This is a genomic window from Tychonema sp. LEGE 07196, from assembly GCF_963890365.1.
GTDB lineage: Bacteria > Cyanobacteriota > Cyanobacteriia > Cyanobacteriales > Microcoleaceae > Microcoleus.
On sequence record NZ_CAWPRX010000087.1, the window covers coordinates 54,331 to 68,200 of the forward strand.

The following is a 13,870-nucleotide window of genomic DNA, read 5'->3' on the forward strand; positions in this document are numbered from 1 at the left end:
GAAACTTCCTTACCGCATCCCCAAGCCGATCGATTGGCGTGTATTACAGGAGAGCATATTATGAAGCAGGATTCCGCTGAATATCAAACTACTGTTGAAGCTTCTGACGAAAATTGCTACCCAGATGCGAGTTTCCGACAGCCCGAAAGTGGAAGTGCGGATGCAGCAGAGGAAGTTGAGCCGATTTGGTTTCACGCCCATTTTGAAGACAGCATGGAGATGTACGCCGATGCTGCTGCGGTGGCTGAGCATTTGAACAATCACAAGAGTTGGTTTTGTCAGTGTGCTTTGCCGATGAAAGCTGAGCCGATCGGCGAAAACGGCTACGATCTATTAATCGGGCGTTTTGGGGCTTTCGGCTACCGAGTTGAAGCGAGAATCGGTTTAGAGTTGCTGCCGGCTGACGCTGAAGGCTGCTATTTGATTAAGACAATCCCGGTTCCGAATTATACCTCGCCTGGATATGAGGTGGATTTTCGATCGGCAATGAACCTAGTAGAGATACCGTCAGACGAATTTGCCGCCGATTGGCCCGCGTCGGAACGGGCTCAGCTACCGCCTGCGATTACCAGTGCTACCTGGAAGCTGGATTTGGCTGTGGGAGTTTGTTTTCCTAAGTTTATTCGATCGATGTCTCAACCATTAATAGAAAAAACCGGCAATGCGCTTTTGGAAAAAATTATCCAACAAGTCAACCGCCGCTTAACCTATAAAACTCAGCTTATTTTTCACGAAAGATTGGGAATTCCTTTTCCCAAAAATCCTAAAAAACACTAACAAAACTTGCGCCCCAACTCACCTCATCCGGTGCCAGGGGCGCATCTTACCCTTGCACAGCACAAGCTTTCTGGCGGCTTTCTCCTGACTAGATATCTTGCACTCAATCGCTTTCAAGTTCTTCAATCATCTGCGTTTATCTGTGTTTATCTGCCTGATATCTGCGGTTTCTCAATCCAGCAAACACTTAGGCAAAATATCTAATCTTCTTTTCTCAGTATCTGGAAAACGAAAATGTTTAACTCCAGCAAAACTGAGCGTCCACCATACCATATGTGCGTATTGAGCGCAGTCGAACCAAGTCACAGCAAAAACCAGATAAGCAATAGCAACTGCTGCCATCGGGTCAATCGAGCATTGGAGCGCTAAAGATAAATAATATCCCCAAAGTGCGATGCCAGCAATCAGTCCCAAAACACCAAGTGAAACCGTTGTATCCAAAATCAAATTGTGAACTTTATAAGTAGGAATTTCTCTGGTGCTAATTTCACCTTTTATGTTAATATAGTCGTAGGTAAACTCGTTCAAGTTGACAACTATAGGAGTTACTTGAGGATTTCTGAGATAGGGATAGGCAATCCCTAATCCGTCAAATCCCCATCCAAATAGCGGGCGCTTTTTGATGCCTCTAGCTGCAAGTTCCCACATCGGGGAACGGCTGGACATGACTTGTTCGATGCTCGGTTTTTGCCAGTTGAGGGGTCGGTTGACGGTCATGATGCCCACAGCGAGGGCTCCTATCAGGGCTAGGCCGGTGAGAATTTTGTAATAAGGGCGATCGAGCAAATAAGCACTGGCAACAATCAAAGCTACAATTGCACTGCGGGTAGAAGTTAGCAGCAGTGCCGGAACAGTTAAAATCAAAGTAATTGCAGTTAATTTAGTAGTCGTAAATCTCCAAAACCAACCGACAATCGCAGTAATCGCCGTCAACGCTAAAACTATGGATGCGTGCCCGCGATGGGAGTACAATCCTATGGGTTGCTGTCCTTGAAAAATGCTGCTAGCTAGAACATCATCTCGGATAAGTTGACCCATTGTAGCGGTGTAGTCAATCCGCCAGTCAATAATTTGAGGAAAGATGCTCAGAGAAAGGATGATGCCACCAATTAGCAATCCTTGGAATTGCGAATTTATCAGTTGCGGGCGCGCGATTAAAAGCAAGCTATTGCTGAGAGTGAAGGCAGCGATTAACAGCCAGTACAGCCAACCGTCTCCCATTTGGTCTTGACCGAGAAAAGATGTTAATGGGAAAGGACTTGTTAAAGTTGAAATTGCGCCGATACTGAGGAATAATCCCCATAGCATTATGGATTTAAACCAGGATTGAGGAATGGTTAATGCTTTCCTTTTTTCCGATATAATTGCGATATTGAATCCAATGATTAGCCAAATAACAAACACTTTTGGGGATGTCCAGATGTCGCCTCTGCTGATTCCCCAAGGGTTGATTAAAATGATGCTGAGGGCATATAGGAGAGTGTAAATAGACTTCATGGCTGTTTGAGTTTCCTATTTTTTAATCTTTTGAATGTTCCCAATCCGCCCGCTGCTAATAATGCTGCTAATATAGTTGTAGGTTCCGGGACGGCTTCAGCATCATCTTCAGAAAATGCCCGCATTTTGAAACTTCCTTCCCGTTCCTTGAAAGCTAGTTGAATGGGAAATGCTGTTTCGGGAGTTGAACCAATTAGTGAGCTAATGCCTGTAATTTTGAAGTTAGAAACTGGCTTTCCTAGTAAGGAAACAAAGTCTAAGCTAGAACCAGGCCCGAAATTTCCCAACAAGACGTTTCCAACTGTGACCGCAAATTCGGTATCTTCTCCTACAGGGAAGTCAAGTATTTCTGTAAATAGTGTGTCTTCTAATGCTTGAAATTCAAAGCCATAGGTTGTATAGGGGTCATACCATCGGCAACCTGGTACTTTGTTGAAGGTTTGCCAACCATTTTCGGCGGTATTAGGAAGGATGGGATTTTGTTGAGTCAAACCTCGCATTTCTTTGCTGACACCACCTCCGCCGCTGTTTCCATTGCTAAAGCTTGGTGATTCTTCTGGGTCGTAGACATTGACAAAAACTTCGTAGTTGCCTTTGTCTTGTCCGCGAGCGCCTCCATTAGCAGAACTAACGTTTAGATTGAGAGTACCGCTGCTGCCTACAGTACCCGTTAGTGCAGAACCAAAGCCATTTCCTACAGGAGAGCTATTGTCGTCGTAAGCAATGTTATAACCTGAGCTACTTGATAGACTTAAACCAGTGTTAGGATTGCATTGATTTGAGGGAATATCATTGTTAATCCAGGCAGAAAAGTGGGCACCAGGGGTAACTCCTGGGATACTAAAATTGTCCAATTCTGTACCGGAAGCTAGGCTATCCTCAAATTTGTAATTGGCAAGTTTGAAAGCCCTTTTAGGGCCTGAGCCCGCTCCTCCAAAGTCTGTCACTAATTTCTCAAATGGAGCGGTAAGTTCTTTACTTAACTTCAAAGGAGTTAACTCTGTTATCTAGGTGGTTCCATCCAAATAGCCATTGCCACTTACGTCAGTAAAGGGTTCGTCTGGTGTCCAAAATCCATCACCGTTTTTGTCTTCAAAAGGTTCGCCTTGAGATCGTCTTTGGTTGCCGTCTCTATCAGTAAACGGTTCACCAAAATCCCACAATCCATTACCGTTGTTATCTTCAAAAGGTTCTCCTTCTAACATGGCTGCTGACCAGGAAAAGCCACTCAAAAAATCATAAGTGTTGTTGCCAAAATCGCCCACAAGAAATGTCCAGAAGTTGAGTTTGTTATTAACAGGGCGACGAGTAGTATCAAAAAAATTGAGTATCGACCCCTCCACATTATCATCTAATAAATAACCCGGACGGTTCTCTTTGCCTGGAGGTAAAGGATTAGGGCTACTTTCATCAAAATACCAAGGTTTGTTATCGGCCCATTGCTTTTCAAATCCTCCACTTGGAGGATCGACAAAAGTTACACCTCCTGCTGGGCGGTTATCTCCCGTCTCAGTCAGTATTTGAAGCCACTTCAGCCGAAAATCTGGGAATTCCTGACCACCCAGGTATTGCTCTAGTCCCTTAATATTCTTATTAACGGCTGTAAAGTCTCCATAAAGTCCCCGATCGCCCGCACCAGCAAGCAAAATTTTAATATCAATTTTGCCCAGAATTTCGTTGTTAACTCTCACATCAAAATTTATGTTGGCTTCAGGGGAGTTTGGTACGATAAATTTGGTGCATTCATTAGGGCCTAGACGATCTGTACATTGACTAGATCCAATAGTTTGTCCACTAGCTGATGCAGTGGGTAGTGTTATGTCAATTAATGTGGCTATACCCACTACGCCCAAAGTTGTTCCGAGTAGATTTAGTGTTAGTTTTTTCATTGAATTTATGCTCCTTTTTTTAGATACCTAACCGGGGATCGACTGCAAAGTCAGGAATCTGCTCTAACTCGAAGGTTGTTAGATTAACTCGCCACGCTCCAACTGGGAGATTACGATTTGAGCGAGGCGAAGACTCTTTGATCTCATAGAATTTTGAGTCGGGTGAAAACCTGCCAAACAAATGAGTAAAACGGAGATTCCTGAATTCGGGAATCTCCTGGCAAGTCTCAACGTTAAAAAGCATCGTGAAAGAACGAGATCGGTATGTGTAATTGGGATAAGGGTAACTGTTCTCCTCCGCAGGTAAATTTGTCATCACATTAATAACTAACAGCCGATTATTGGGTGAAAATTGAAAAGCAACTGGCCCTTCGATATTACTTCGCAAGAGGCAGATGGGCCTAAGACTAGGAAAGGCATATAGAAAGATTCCTTCCTTGCTGTTGTAGGTAAAAAATTTCTTCTCATCATGGGAGAAACCATAAACGGGTTGAGGGACACGAGCAATTTTTTTGCCACTCGCCAAATCCCAGAAAACAGTGTGGTCTTTTTGAGAAGCAGCGACAGTTTTGCCACCGTTCAAAATAAATGTCTCCCTCACAACTAGGTTCCGATTCATCTCAAAGGTACGAATCACCTTTCCCGAAGTAGCATCTTTGACGGTAACTAGACCTTTTCTGTCACCGCTAATTTGGTAACGACCAACTGTGTTAGTGTTTCCTCTCATAAGATACCACTCGCCTACTCCGTTGTCGGCTAAGGCGCTAGTTCCGATGAATGAGAGTATCAATAGACACAAAGCAACAGACTTTACCATATTAAATTACCTTTTTTTAGATACCTAAACGGGGATCGACTGCAAAGTCAGGAATCTGCTCTAACTCAAAAGTCGTTAGATTAACTCGCCATGACCTACTTCAACTGCATTGCTGTCATTCGATGCCTGAGATGTTATGTTAGCTACACACTCCACTACACCATCTTCATGGGTTGTTACTTTTCTGGGGACATGACCCAGTGCGATCGCCCCACAAAGGATTAAAGCCAATATAAACACGAAAAAATGCTTCATGTCTCAGTTTTTTTGTGTACCTGATGTTCATATTTAGATTTAAAAGAAGCTTGCTTGGATAAGTTCAAAGAATATCAGAGAACCAATACTCATCACAATCCGATAATTTACTTAATTTAGCCACATCCGGACAACAAAATTAAATTTTACATACGTAACATTATTTATGCCAAAAGGAAGATTTAAGAGAAATCTCGGCTCATTTGTTTAAAAAGTGTCAAAGGATACTGTTTTTTGTGTATAAATCCGAGCCTTACTAGAGAGCGGGTTGATTTTCTATAGCTTGAATCCAGAGGGAAACAAAAAGTTACCCAGATTAAAAGATTTTTTGGATGTCATAGTTCTGAGAAATGATTGAAGTAGAAAAAAACCAGTAAAAACTACGGTTCCACCAGGGCGCTGCGTGGCCGCGATGGGAGTACAATCCTATAGGTTGCTGTCCTTGAAAAATACTGCTGGCTAGAACATCTTCTCTGATTAGTCGGCCCATTGTAGCGGTGTAGTCAATCCGCCAGTCAATAATTTGGGGGAAGATGCTCAGAGAAAGGATGATGCTACCAATTAGCAATCCTTGGAATTGCGAATTTATCAGTTGCGGCTGTATGATTAGGAGCAAGCTGTTGCTGAGGGTGAAGGCAGCGATTAACAGCCAGTACAGCCAACCGTCTCCCATTTGGTCTTGACCGAGAAAAGAGGTTAATGGGAAGGGACTGTGCAGGGTGGAGATGGCTCCTATTGAGAGAAATATCGTCCAAAGTATGAGGCTGTTTTTCCAGTTTTGGGGAATCGCGAGGGAGTTTTTTTGCGATAATAAAAGGGCGATGTTGAGGGAAATTATTAGCCAAATAATCAATACTTTGGGCGATGTCCAGATGAGGCCGCGGGTAGTTCCCCAGGGGTTGATGAGGATGATGCTGAGGGCATACAGGATGCTGTAGAGGGTTTTCATTACTCTTTGTTTTTCCTGTTTTTGAGCTTGAGAAGTAGACCTAATCCACCGAGTGCCAAGAGAGTACCTAAGCCGCTGGTGGGTTCAGGAACGGCTTCGGCGGGGAGGGCGTCGTCGTCAGGGTTTTTAGTTTTGGAGGCTAGGGAGTTCTTATCCTCTGAGGCTAGTTCGGGGTCTTCCAGTAAGTCGCCGCTGATGCCTGCTAAATCAAGTTCATTTTCGTTACTGTCAGTTGATGATAATTCTGGGTCTTCCAGTAAGTCGCCGCTGATGCCTGCTAAATCAAGTTCATTTTCGTTGTTGTCAGTTGATGATAATTCTGGGTCTTCCAGTAAGTCGCCACTGATGCTGGCTAAATCAATTTGGTTTTCGTTGTTGTCGGTTGATAATGATTCTGAATCAAGAAGTAGATTGCTGCTAATGTCAGTTAAATCTACCTTCTTTTCGCTGCTAGGAGTTGATGACAGTTCAGAATTTTCTAGCAGTTCGCCACTAACACTAGCTACGTTTACATCTTTAGAGTTGCTAGAAGTTGAGGATAGTTCAGGACTTACAAGTAACTCGTGACTGACGCTTGCTATGTCCACGTAATCAGTGGCGTAGTTATTGTTACCTTTGTTAGCACTTTCAAAAAGTGGCTTCAGGGCGAAGGTAACGGTATTAGCACTTCTGAGAGAAGAAGCGGGAACCGCCCGAATCGGACGACCGCCACCCCTGGGACTGGGTGCTGGACGCGGACTGGGTGCTGGACGCGGACTGGGTGCTGGACGCGGACTGGGTGCTGGACGCGGACTGGGTGCTGGACGCGGACTCGGCGCTGGACGCGGACTGGGGCTGGGGGCTGGGCGAGGACTTGGGGTAGGAGATCGTCTTGGAGTCGGGCGCGGACTTGGGGTAGGGGATGGTCTTGGGGTAGGGCGCGGAGAGGGTGTAACAGACACGCATCCGCCGCCACCGCTAGCACCGGAACAAGGTTTAGGGCTAGGATTTGGAGTAAATGTGCTTGTCCAACCCCATGAAATACCATTGTAAATTTTACAAATCCAACAGTTTTATTGTTGATTATTCTAGGTTCCATAAACTTAGCTAAGTAAAGTTCAAAATTCCAATCATTGTTATAAAAGTAACTTGGTTTTGGGTTTTGTATAGAATTGTAAGGTACGTCGAACGCCGAAGACAAAAGCTCTCCTGTTTGAGCGTTGGTTTTTCCAGATGATCCTCCACCGGGATAGAAAGGGTTGAGAGGATTGGGAGTATCAATTAAATCAAAATAAGTTTTTGTCTGACCATAAACCGTTATAGGCTGACCGCCAGTATTAACAGTTGCTCTTTGAATCCAAAAAGTATCATTATCAAGATTTGGATTTGGTTCATCCTGACGGCTACGCTCGTAATCTACGGAGAAAGAAGCTCCTACTCCACCTTTATTGCCACCCGGTATAGGAAATGTCACTCCTGGATACTTACCAGCTAAATCACCTCCACAAGGAGTCAGAGGTTGACAGGGATAGTAACTTGTAACATTAAAATTCCCGTTCAAATTTGCACCTTTTTTGAATTGCCAGTTAGCTCCATAGCTTTGTCCTAGTATATTCAAAAAATCCCTGCTTCCACCCCTTTCTATTTCCTTTATATTTTTCGTTTTTACAGTAACAATGCCATTAAGAGTGCCATCGGCACTACTTACCTGTACAGAATCAGAAGAACTATTTGTTTGACCTTTGATGTTAAACGCAAGGCTATACTGACACATCGGCTCTGTCAGTACCGCTGTTGCTAAAATAATCACGGACAATTTTTGCGATCGCATTTTTGTATTTCTTTATTTTCAAAAAAGATTAGGCTTGGTTCAAAGATGATGCCAAAGGCGACTGGGAAGCAAGTCTGGCTTAGGAAGACACTAATTTAATTTCTACCCAGGGAGTAGAAAATAAACCTTTCACAATTCCTTTTAACTGCCCACGTTGTCCATTTTTTAGATCGACGTAAGAAATCTCTGTATTAGCATTTTCGTAGTTTAATCTAACATGATAAGTACCGGGGCTGAAAGTTCCGGACAATGAACGACCCGTACTCCGATCGAACACTCCAAATAGAAGCCTATTTTCGTTCCAGTAAAATTCTCCTTCCCAAAACACTGTGAAGCTTTTTCCAGGTTGAACCAATGGAAAATCACGCTCACTCAGAGGTATAAGACTTATTATAATTCCTTCCATTAAAAGGAATTTATCATTCAATCCTAGGAATTCTGGGGTAAGGTGGTACTTATTGAAACGGATGGGTAGTGAGGTTTTGTTGGTAATGCGGATACCAAATTGCCAAGGGGTCTTTATATCTGGCATATTTTCTGGAATAGTCACTACCTGATTCGGCACAACAGTTTCAAAGATGACTCCATCTACTTCAACTGAATTGTTGGTATCAGTTAACTGAACAGATGTTAATTCAGTAGTTTTGACTGCTCTCATATTTATTGAAGCAAATACTTCGCTAGAAGCATGAGTTACTGCTAGTCCTCCAGACAGAAATAAAGCCACCAGAAATATAAAAAAATACTTCATATCTCGCCCTCTCAATTACCGGACAATCAGCGAACAAACCAGAACCACACCGCCGCACCAATTACCGTCAACCAAGATAATTTACCGCCACCGCTAGAAGGTCGGGGCTGCTTCACTAAAGTGTATCGATAATATCCTAAAACAGGCTGACAATCATTTCGAGCCGACGCAGAACTAGGCCAATTTAGACTCAGATGTGAGTAGTCCTGCATTCTGTCTGAGAGTAAACGCACTACTAGATTGCCCGAAAAGCATGATAATCGAGCTAGTTGATAATACGAAGAAAAATTTTCTGAATTGCATTTTTTTCACCTATTGGGCAAATTAAACAAAAAGAAATAGTGATTCGCCATTCAAAGCTCGATTAAGCGGAATTCAACAAAGGGAGTATCCACTCGCCCAGTCCAAACTTTTTCTATTGGCTGAATTTCAATCGACTCCCCAGCAAGATTTGTCTTCAGTATGCTATCACTCGTATTTTCATACCGGAACCGGAGGTGATATATACCTGGCTTGAGTGAGTCAAAATGGCACAAGCCACCATATCCGCTATGGACAAGAAGGGAAAATTTATCTGGCTTTCTCCAGGAAAGGTCGATACCTGGAAAGAATGTCAGACTTTTCCCCGGTTTCACTAACAGAAAATCAGATTCTTCAGGTCCTCTCATCCAGTCGCTAATGCCATAGTCTCCCCGCCGTACCTGACCATCTGGCATTACAAGGTCTGGGGCAAAAGTGCCATAAAAGCTGAAGTAAAATGGGGTTGGCGTGTTGTTGGTCATCCGCATACCAATCTGTACAGATTGGTATGAATTGTCACTCTTATTTGGCAGGGTTAACAATGGCTCAGGTATGAAAGTTTCAAAACGAATACCATCTACTTCCACTGCACTGTTATGCAACCCAACAGGTTGAAGTAGGCGAAAATTAGCTAAGGGAGTTACCAACTGACCTGTCCCAGCTACTTCTATTCTCTCTAGCGGCATTTCTTTTTTTTCTAGTATTTCTTTAATGTTAAAAAGAGTGAATGGATTTGTGTATACTATTATCCCCGTCGGAGTTTCATAAGTGAATCGAACCTGATATTCCCCAGACCCAAGAATATCAAAAGACCAAGATTTATCGATATCAATAGGGCTTTCATCGTAGGTGGGGCGATGTAATATCAGTTGAAGTAAATTATTTTGCCAAGACAGTCTTCCCTCCATAGAGGTGGATATCTGCTGTCTGACCCCAACTAACGAGCCATGATATTCTCCGTTCCCAATTTGCCTATTTATCGGTTCTCTTCGGTGCAGTGCTTGACCATCTGGTCCAAATATTTCTGGAATTAAAGCATCATAATCTATAGCCAAGGGAACAGGGGCTGGTGTATTATTAGTAAGGCTGACAGTAAAGCTGAATTCAGCAGTGACACCGGGCTTGTTTTCGGGGATGGATATTGCCACAATTTTTGGCCATTCCATTTTCAGTTGAAGGCTATTTTCTTTCAGTTGGAGGCCATCTTGTTTAACGTTATTGCTCCGCTTAGATTTTCTAGATGCCATGTTTGTTACCTTTTCAACTTTTGAATTTTCATTGCCAACAGCTTGTATACTTCCATAGGTTACTACCAAAAGCGCGGCCATTAGTAAAGCTAATAAAAACCGGAAAAAATACCTCATTGCTCGCCCTCTCAATTACCGGACAATCAGCGAACAAACCAGAACCACACCGCCGCACCAATTACCGTCAACTAAAATAATTTACCGCCACCGCTAGAAGGTCGGGGCTGCTTCACTAAAGTGTATCGATAATATCCTAAAACAGGCTGACAATCATTTCGAGCCGACGCAGAACTAGGCCAATGTGACGAAGAAGAATTTGACCAATAATTGGACGGCATATTCTGCATTCTACCGGGGGGAAACCATAGGATAATTGCAGTTTTAAACGCTCTGGCAAGTGCTGTTGAGAGGCAATTTACTTTTTAGTTGCTGCCACAAACTCATACTTCAGATCGATGGTGGGAGTTTGGCCAATTGTGTGATGGCAACTGCTACAAAACTGATTGCTAGCTAGCAAAAGATTGTTGTCTGCAATCACGTCTGTCGCAGTAATGTTTTTACCGTAAGCTTGTCCCCAGTAGTTCATAAGTCCTCCTGATGCCCCTGATTATAAAAGAAAAGATTGATAACGATGCCACAAATGTATCTAGTTAAAAGCTCAATCAAAAATAGACAACATCATTAAGCTTTGTAACTGTTCTATTTACACGACTTAACGGCTGGACTGAATTTCGATTAGAAACACGCTATCAACATTATTAGAGTACAGCATCAGTATTTTTACTGAACTTTTTGATGTTCATATTAAATCCCAAATTTATGCTCGACCGGGTATTTATATGTAGGTACAGTGAAGTTAAGTTTACAGAATATTTACAATATACTCCGTTGACTTCACACAATCTTCAAAAGTAATTATTGCCTAGGATTATAAATTCTATCCGGTAGACTATAAAATTGGTGATTTTACAGCGGCACAAAATACAACTTCGTCTCTAACCTTGCTTAAGTAAGTCTAATTTTTTTATCTAAGTAGTTTTACTTAAATGTGTGATGCAAGCCGAAACGTCGATTCTCTACAGGATAGCTGCGCTTCACGCACGTTTGGACAATTTACTCAAAAGGTCGATCGACAACAAACAGACAACAACCCTAATAAATACCTTTAAATTTAATTTTTGGGGCAGACTCTCCAGCCCACCCCACTCATGGTTTCAAGAAACAGGATGGGGAAAATTAGAGCCGCGCCAGCTTATCTTAATATCTGGCGCTTAAATTTATTTCCGCACCATCACGGACTTAATCGCAGCATTCGGCTGATACTTGTTAGTCTGATAAAATCCACCTTGACCAGTACCATAAACTCCTGCAAATTGCTTTCCCTCAGCCTTGGGAACAAACATAATTTTTCGAGTCGGTTGTTTGGCAAAAACCACTCCTTCTCTCATTTCATTGTCCACGTTATAAGATAAAGTAGCTTGGCCGTAAATTGCTTCTGTTTGTTTCAATTTCATTCCCGGCCCGACGCCCTGAAGTGTTTTATAATTGGGGTTGTCAGTCATCAGAAGCTCAATAACATCGCTATCTTTGAGCTTTGTACCAGCAGCGTAGATAATCCGATACTGCACTTTGCCCGATCGACTAATCGCCACTGCATCAAAGTCTACCATAAAAGGAGACTCTACCTTAAACTGTGCCGCGGAACCGAGAGCTTGTTTCAGTTGTCGGAAAGTCATTCCCACTTTTGCTTCGCCAATTGCCCGATCGCTAATTGCTACACTTGTAGAAGAAGGTTTTGTCGCAGCATTGGCCGTTTCCCCCAGCTTATGTGCGCCCCCACGCGCCACAGCAGCGCCGGGAATCGAGATTAAGGTGAGGTAACTGCCGATCGCCAGCAAAACAGCTATCATCGATCCAGATAAAATTTTTAGATTCAACATGAGTAATTCCTCAAGATTTCAATTTCGATTATCAACCCGCATCTTCTTAACAGTTTTCGGGATAACTTTGTTAGTTTGGATTCTCCGAGGTGTTGGCCTCTTGACATTCCTTCCCGGCGGTGTTATTTGGGTACTAATTTTTCTGTCTTTTGTTACGGGTATCCTCAGCACTTTACTGCGCCGATAACCAAACATCCGGTATTTATTGCCTTTCTCAAAAAGGTGAAAATTCAGTCGATTTTAGATTTTAGATTACTGTTGACTGTTGACTGTTGACTGTTAACTGTTGACTGCTGTTATTTGTTATTTGTTATTTGTTATTTGTTGGTTGCAATGCCCAATCCCTCCGCAACGCTAGAGTCCAATCCCTCCGCAACGCTAGAGCCCTCCGGCCCTGCGCGGGTCTTCTTCCCAATCCCTCCGCAACGCTAGAGCCCTTCGGCCCTATACCCTATACCCAATGCCCTTCGGCCCTATACCCTTCGGCCCTATACCCTATACCCAATGCCCTTCGGCCCTATACCCTATACCCTATCGATTGTTTCATGGCTTTTCCTACTGTCACGTTTAACTGAGCTCCGAGCAACATCGCCAAAGAAGAAAGATCGAGCCACAACAGCAACATAATAAAAGTTCCGATCGTCCCGTAAGCCCAAGTGAAATTGCTCAAATGCACAACATAAAACCGAAACAAAGCCGAAAACAGCGCCCACAAAATAGCAGCAAAAACTGCTCCCGAAAAAATCGGAATATCGGCTTGGTGGCGGCTGGGCCCGTAACGATAAACAAAGGCAAAGGCAACTGATACAATCCCTAAAGCAATCGGCCACCGCCACAGCCCCCAAACAGCTAATAGTTGCGACTCTAAAGGGCAGTTTTTGGCTAGCAGCAAGCAATTTTGGACATCTTTTAAATCGCAATTGGCGACGGACTCCAACAGGCAACTCTGGCGGGCAATAGCTTGTACAATTAAGTCGCTGACAAATATGGCTCCCGATGCTATAATTAACAGCACAATTGTACCGATACTCAGACCTATAGAAATGAGTTTCGCTTTCACAAAAGATCGAGTTCGATCGCTAGGGATTTTATGGATGCGATCGAGAGCAGCCATCGCCGCGCTCATGACTCCAGAAAATGCCCACAGCGACACTACAAAACTCACGGAAAACAGCCCTTTATTGCGAGTTAACAGAATTTCTTTGATGACGCCGCGAATTAAATTGCGAATGTCATCGGGTATGACTTCCCCCAAAAGACCGGCGATTTGATACAGTGTTGACTGCAAAGGTTCAAAAAGGGCGATCGCCGACAACACCGCCAACAGCCCCGGAAATAGCGCCAGTATAGAATTGTAGGCCATTTCTGCAGACAGCCCCGGCAAGCGCTGCTCTCCCGCTTGCGCGCCGACTTCCCTGAGCGTGCCCCAAGTCAAACACCGACAAAACACTAAAAAATCACTAAACTTTTTTGTGATGGCTCGAAGCTGCTTTAAAAGCGCCTTAAACAAAGCTAAACTCAGGTAGCGCAACCAGTAATAAATGTTCATAGGGCACAGGAAAGGGGAAAGGTGAAAATGCAAAATGGATGTAGGGGCGATCTTCTTCGAGGGTTCCGCTAACGACAATTGGAAATCAA

The 13,870-nt window shown here is 43.4% G+C and carries 15 protein-coding genes; 1 reads left to right on the top strand and 14 read right to left on the bottom strand.

The features are described from left to right. The first annotated feature begins 60 nt into the window (after positions 1 to 60). On the top strand, positions 61 to 777 hold the full coding sequence (locus tag AACV78_RS10935; RefSeq protein WP_194009166.1) for a DUF1997 domain-containing protein: 717 nt from the start codon (positions 61 to 63) through the stop codon (positions 775 to 777). A 171-nt stretch (positions 778 to 948) separates the two neighbouring features. Here AACV78_RS10935 and AACV78_RS10940 read toward each other — a convergent pair whose 3' ends face one another. The 14 genes from AACV78_RS10940 to AACV78_RS11005 all read right to left on the bottom strand — a co-directional run bounded on the left by AACV78_RS10940 (position 949) and on the right by AACV78_RS11005 (position 13,781). Continuing rightward, positions 949 to 2,085 carry an O-antigen ligase family protein gene (locus AACV78_RS10940; RefSeq protein ID WP_228052073.1) on the bottom strand — a complete coding sequence of 379 codons (1,137 nt, stop codon included), beginning with the start codon at positions 2,083 to 2,085 and terminating at the stop codon, positions 949 to 951. 185 nt (positions 2,086 to 2,270) lie between these two features. Further along, complete coding sequence (locus AACV78_RS10945) at positions 2,271 to 3,221, bottom strand: PEP-CTERM sorting domain-containing protein (RefSeq protein WP_228052074.1); 951 nt, start codon at positions 3,219 to 3,221, stop codon at positions 2,271 to 2,273. 60 nt (positions 3,222 to 3,281) lie between these two features. Then, positions 3,282 to 4,163 carry a hypothetical protein gene (locus AACV78_RS10950; RefSeq protein WP_194009168.1) on the bottom strand — a complete coding sequence of 294 codons (882 nt, stop codon included), beginning with the start codon at positions 4,161 to 4,163 and terminating at the stop codon, positions 3,282 to 3,284. 19 nt (positions 4,164 to 4,182) lie between these two features. Next, complete coding sequence (locus tag AACV78_RS10955) at positions 4,183 to 4,980, bottom strand: WD40 repeat domain-containing protein (RefSeq protein ID WP_194009169.1); 798 nt, start codon at positions 4,978 to 4,980, stop codon at positions 4,183 to 4,185. A 75-nt stretch (positions 4,981 to 5,055) separates the two neighbouring features. Then, positions 5,056 to 5,235, bottom strand: coding sequence for a hypothetical protein (locus tag AACV78_RS10960; protein WP_194009170.1), 180 nt, complete (start codon positions 5,233 to 5,235; stop codon positions 5,056 to 5,058). A gap of 316 nt (positions 5,236 to 5,551) precedes the next feature. Next, positions 5,552 to 6,184 (bottom strand): hypothetical protein, encoded by a 633-nt coding sequence (locus AACV78_RS10965; RefSeq protein ID WP_228042170.1) that lies wholly within the window; start codon positions 6,182 to 6,184, stop codon positions 5,552 to 5,554. Beyond that, the gene (locus AACV78_RS10970) at positions 6,184 to 6,771 is read right to left on the bottom strand and encodes a PEP-CTERM sorting domain-containing protein (protein WP_194009171.1); all 588 of its coding nucleotides are present in this window, start codon (positions 6,769 to 6,771) and stop codon (positions 6,184 to 6,186) included. Before AACV78_RS10970 ends, AACV78_RS10965 begins: the two co-directional genes overlap by 1 nt. A gap of 53 nt (positions 6,772 to 6,824) precedes the next feature. After that, the gene (locus AACV78_RS10975) at positions 6,825 to 7,994 is read right to left on the bottom strand and encodes a hypothetical protein (RefSeq protein WP_194009172.1); all 1,170 of its coding nucleotides are present in this window, start codon (positions 7,992 to 7,994) and stop codon (positions 6,825 to 6,827) included. Positions 7,995 to 8,073: 79 nt separating this feature from the next. Further along, positions 8,074 to 8,745 (bottom strand): hypothetical protein, encoded by a 672-nt coding sequence (locus AACV78_RS10980; RefSeq protein ID WP_194009173.1) that lies wholly within the window; start codon positions 8,743 to 8,745, stop codon positions 8,074 to 8,076. 26 nt (positions 8,746 to 8,771) lie between these two features. Continuing rightward, positions 8,772 to 8,957 (bottom strand): hypothetical protein, encoded by a 186-nt coding sequence (locus AACV78_RS10985; protein WP_228052075.1) that lies wholly within the window; start codon positions 8,955 to 8,957, stop codon positions 8,772 to 8,774. Positions 8,958 to 9,098: 141 nt separating this feature from the next. Then, positions 9,099 to 10,373: a hypothetical protein gene (locus tag AACV78_RS10990; RefSeq protein WP_194009174.1), complete on the bottom strand. Its 1,275-nt coding sequence runs from the start codon at positions 10,371 to 10,373 to the stop codon at positions 9,099 to 9,101. A gap of 334 nt (positions 10,374 to 10,707) precedes the next feature. Beyond that, positions 10,708 to 10,878, bottom strand: a complete 171-nt coding sequence (locus AACV78_RS10995) for a hypothetical protein (RefSeq protein ID WP_194009175.1) — start codon at positions 10,876 to 10,878, stop codon at positions 10,708 to 10,710. 691 nt (positions 10,879 to 11,569) lie between these two features. Beyond that, positions 11,570 to 12,232: a hypothetical protein gene (locus AACV78_RS11000; RefSeq protein ID WP_194009176.1), complete on the bottom strand. Its 663-nt coding sequence runs from the start codon at positions 12,230 to 12,232 to the stop codon at positions 11,570 to 11,572. A gap of 517 nt (positions 12,233 to 12,749) precedes the next feature. Continuing rightward, complete coding sequence (locus AACV78_RS11005) at positions 12,750 to 13,781, bottom strand: YihY/virulence factor BrkB family protein (protein WP_194009177.1); 1,032 nt, start codon at positions 13,779 to 13,781, stop codon at positions 12,750 to 12,752. Between the last annotated feature and the right edge of the window lie 89 nt (positions 13,782 to 13,870).

Coding starts and splice junctions, on each gene's coding strand:
- AACV78_RS11005 (WP_194009177.1), bottom strand. CDS start 13,781: ATGAACATTTATTACTGGTTGCGCTACCTGAGTTTAGCTTTGTTTAAG.
- AACV78_RS10940 (WP_228052073.1), bottom strand. CDS start 2,085: ATGCTATGGGGATTATTCCTCAGTATCGGCGCAATTTCAACTTTAACA.
- AACV78_RS10965 (WP_228042170.1), bottom strand. CDS start 6,184: ATGAAAACCCTCTACAGCATCCTGTATGCCCTCAGCATCATCCTCATC.
- AACV78_RS10995 (WP_194009175.1), bottom strand. CDS start 10,878: ATGAACTACTGGGGACAAGCTTACGGTAAAAACATTACTGCGACAGAC.
- AACV78_RS10990 (WP_194009174.1), bottom strand. CDS start 10,373: ATGGCCGCGCTTTTGGTAGTAACCTATGGAAGTATACAAGCTGTTGGC.
- AACV78_RS10950 (WP_194009168.1), bottom strand. CDS start 4,163: ATGAAAAAACTAACACTAAATCTACTCGGAACAACTTTGGGCGTAGTG.
- AACV78_RS10960 (WP_194009170.1), bottom strand. CDS start 5,235: ATGAAGCATTTTTTCGTGTTTATATTGGCTTTAATCCTTTGTGGGGCG.
- AACV78_RS10955 (WP_194009169.1), bottom strand. CDS start 4,980: ATGGTAAAGTCTGTTGCTTTGTGTCTATTGATACTCTCATTCATCGGA.
- AACV78_RS10935 (WP_194009166.1), top strand. CDS start 61: ATGAAGCAGGATTCCGCTGAATATCAAACTACTGTTGAAGCTTCTGAC.
- AACV78_RS10985 (WP_228052075.1), bottom strand. CDS start 8,957: ATGCAGGACTACTCACATCTGAGTCTAAATTGGCCTAGTTCTGCGTCG.
- AACV78_RS11000 (WP_194009176.1), bottom strand. CDS start 12,232: ATGTTGAATCTAAAAATTTTATCTGGATCGATGATAGCTGTTTTGCTG.
- AACV78_RS10975 (WP_194009172.1), bottom strand. CDS start 7,994: ATGCGATCGCAAAAATTGTCCGTGATTATTTTAGCAACAGCGGTACTG.
- AACV78_RS10980 (WP_194009173.1), bottom strand. CDS start 8,745: ATGAAGTATTTTTTTATATTTCTGGTGGCTTTATTTCTGTCTGGAGGA.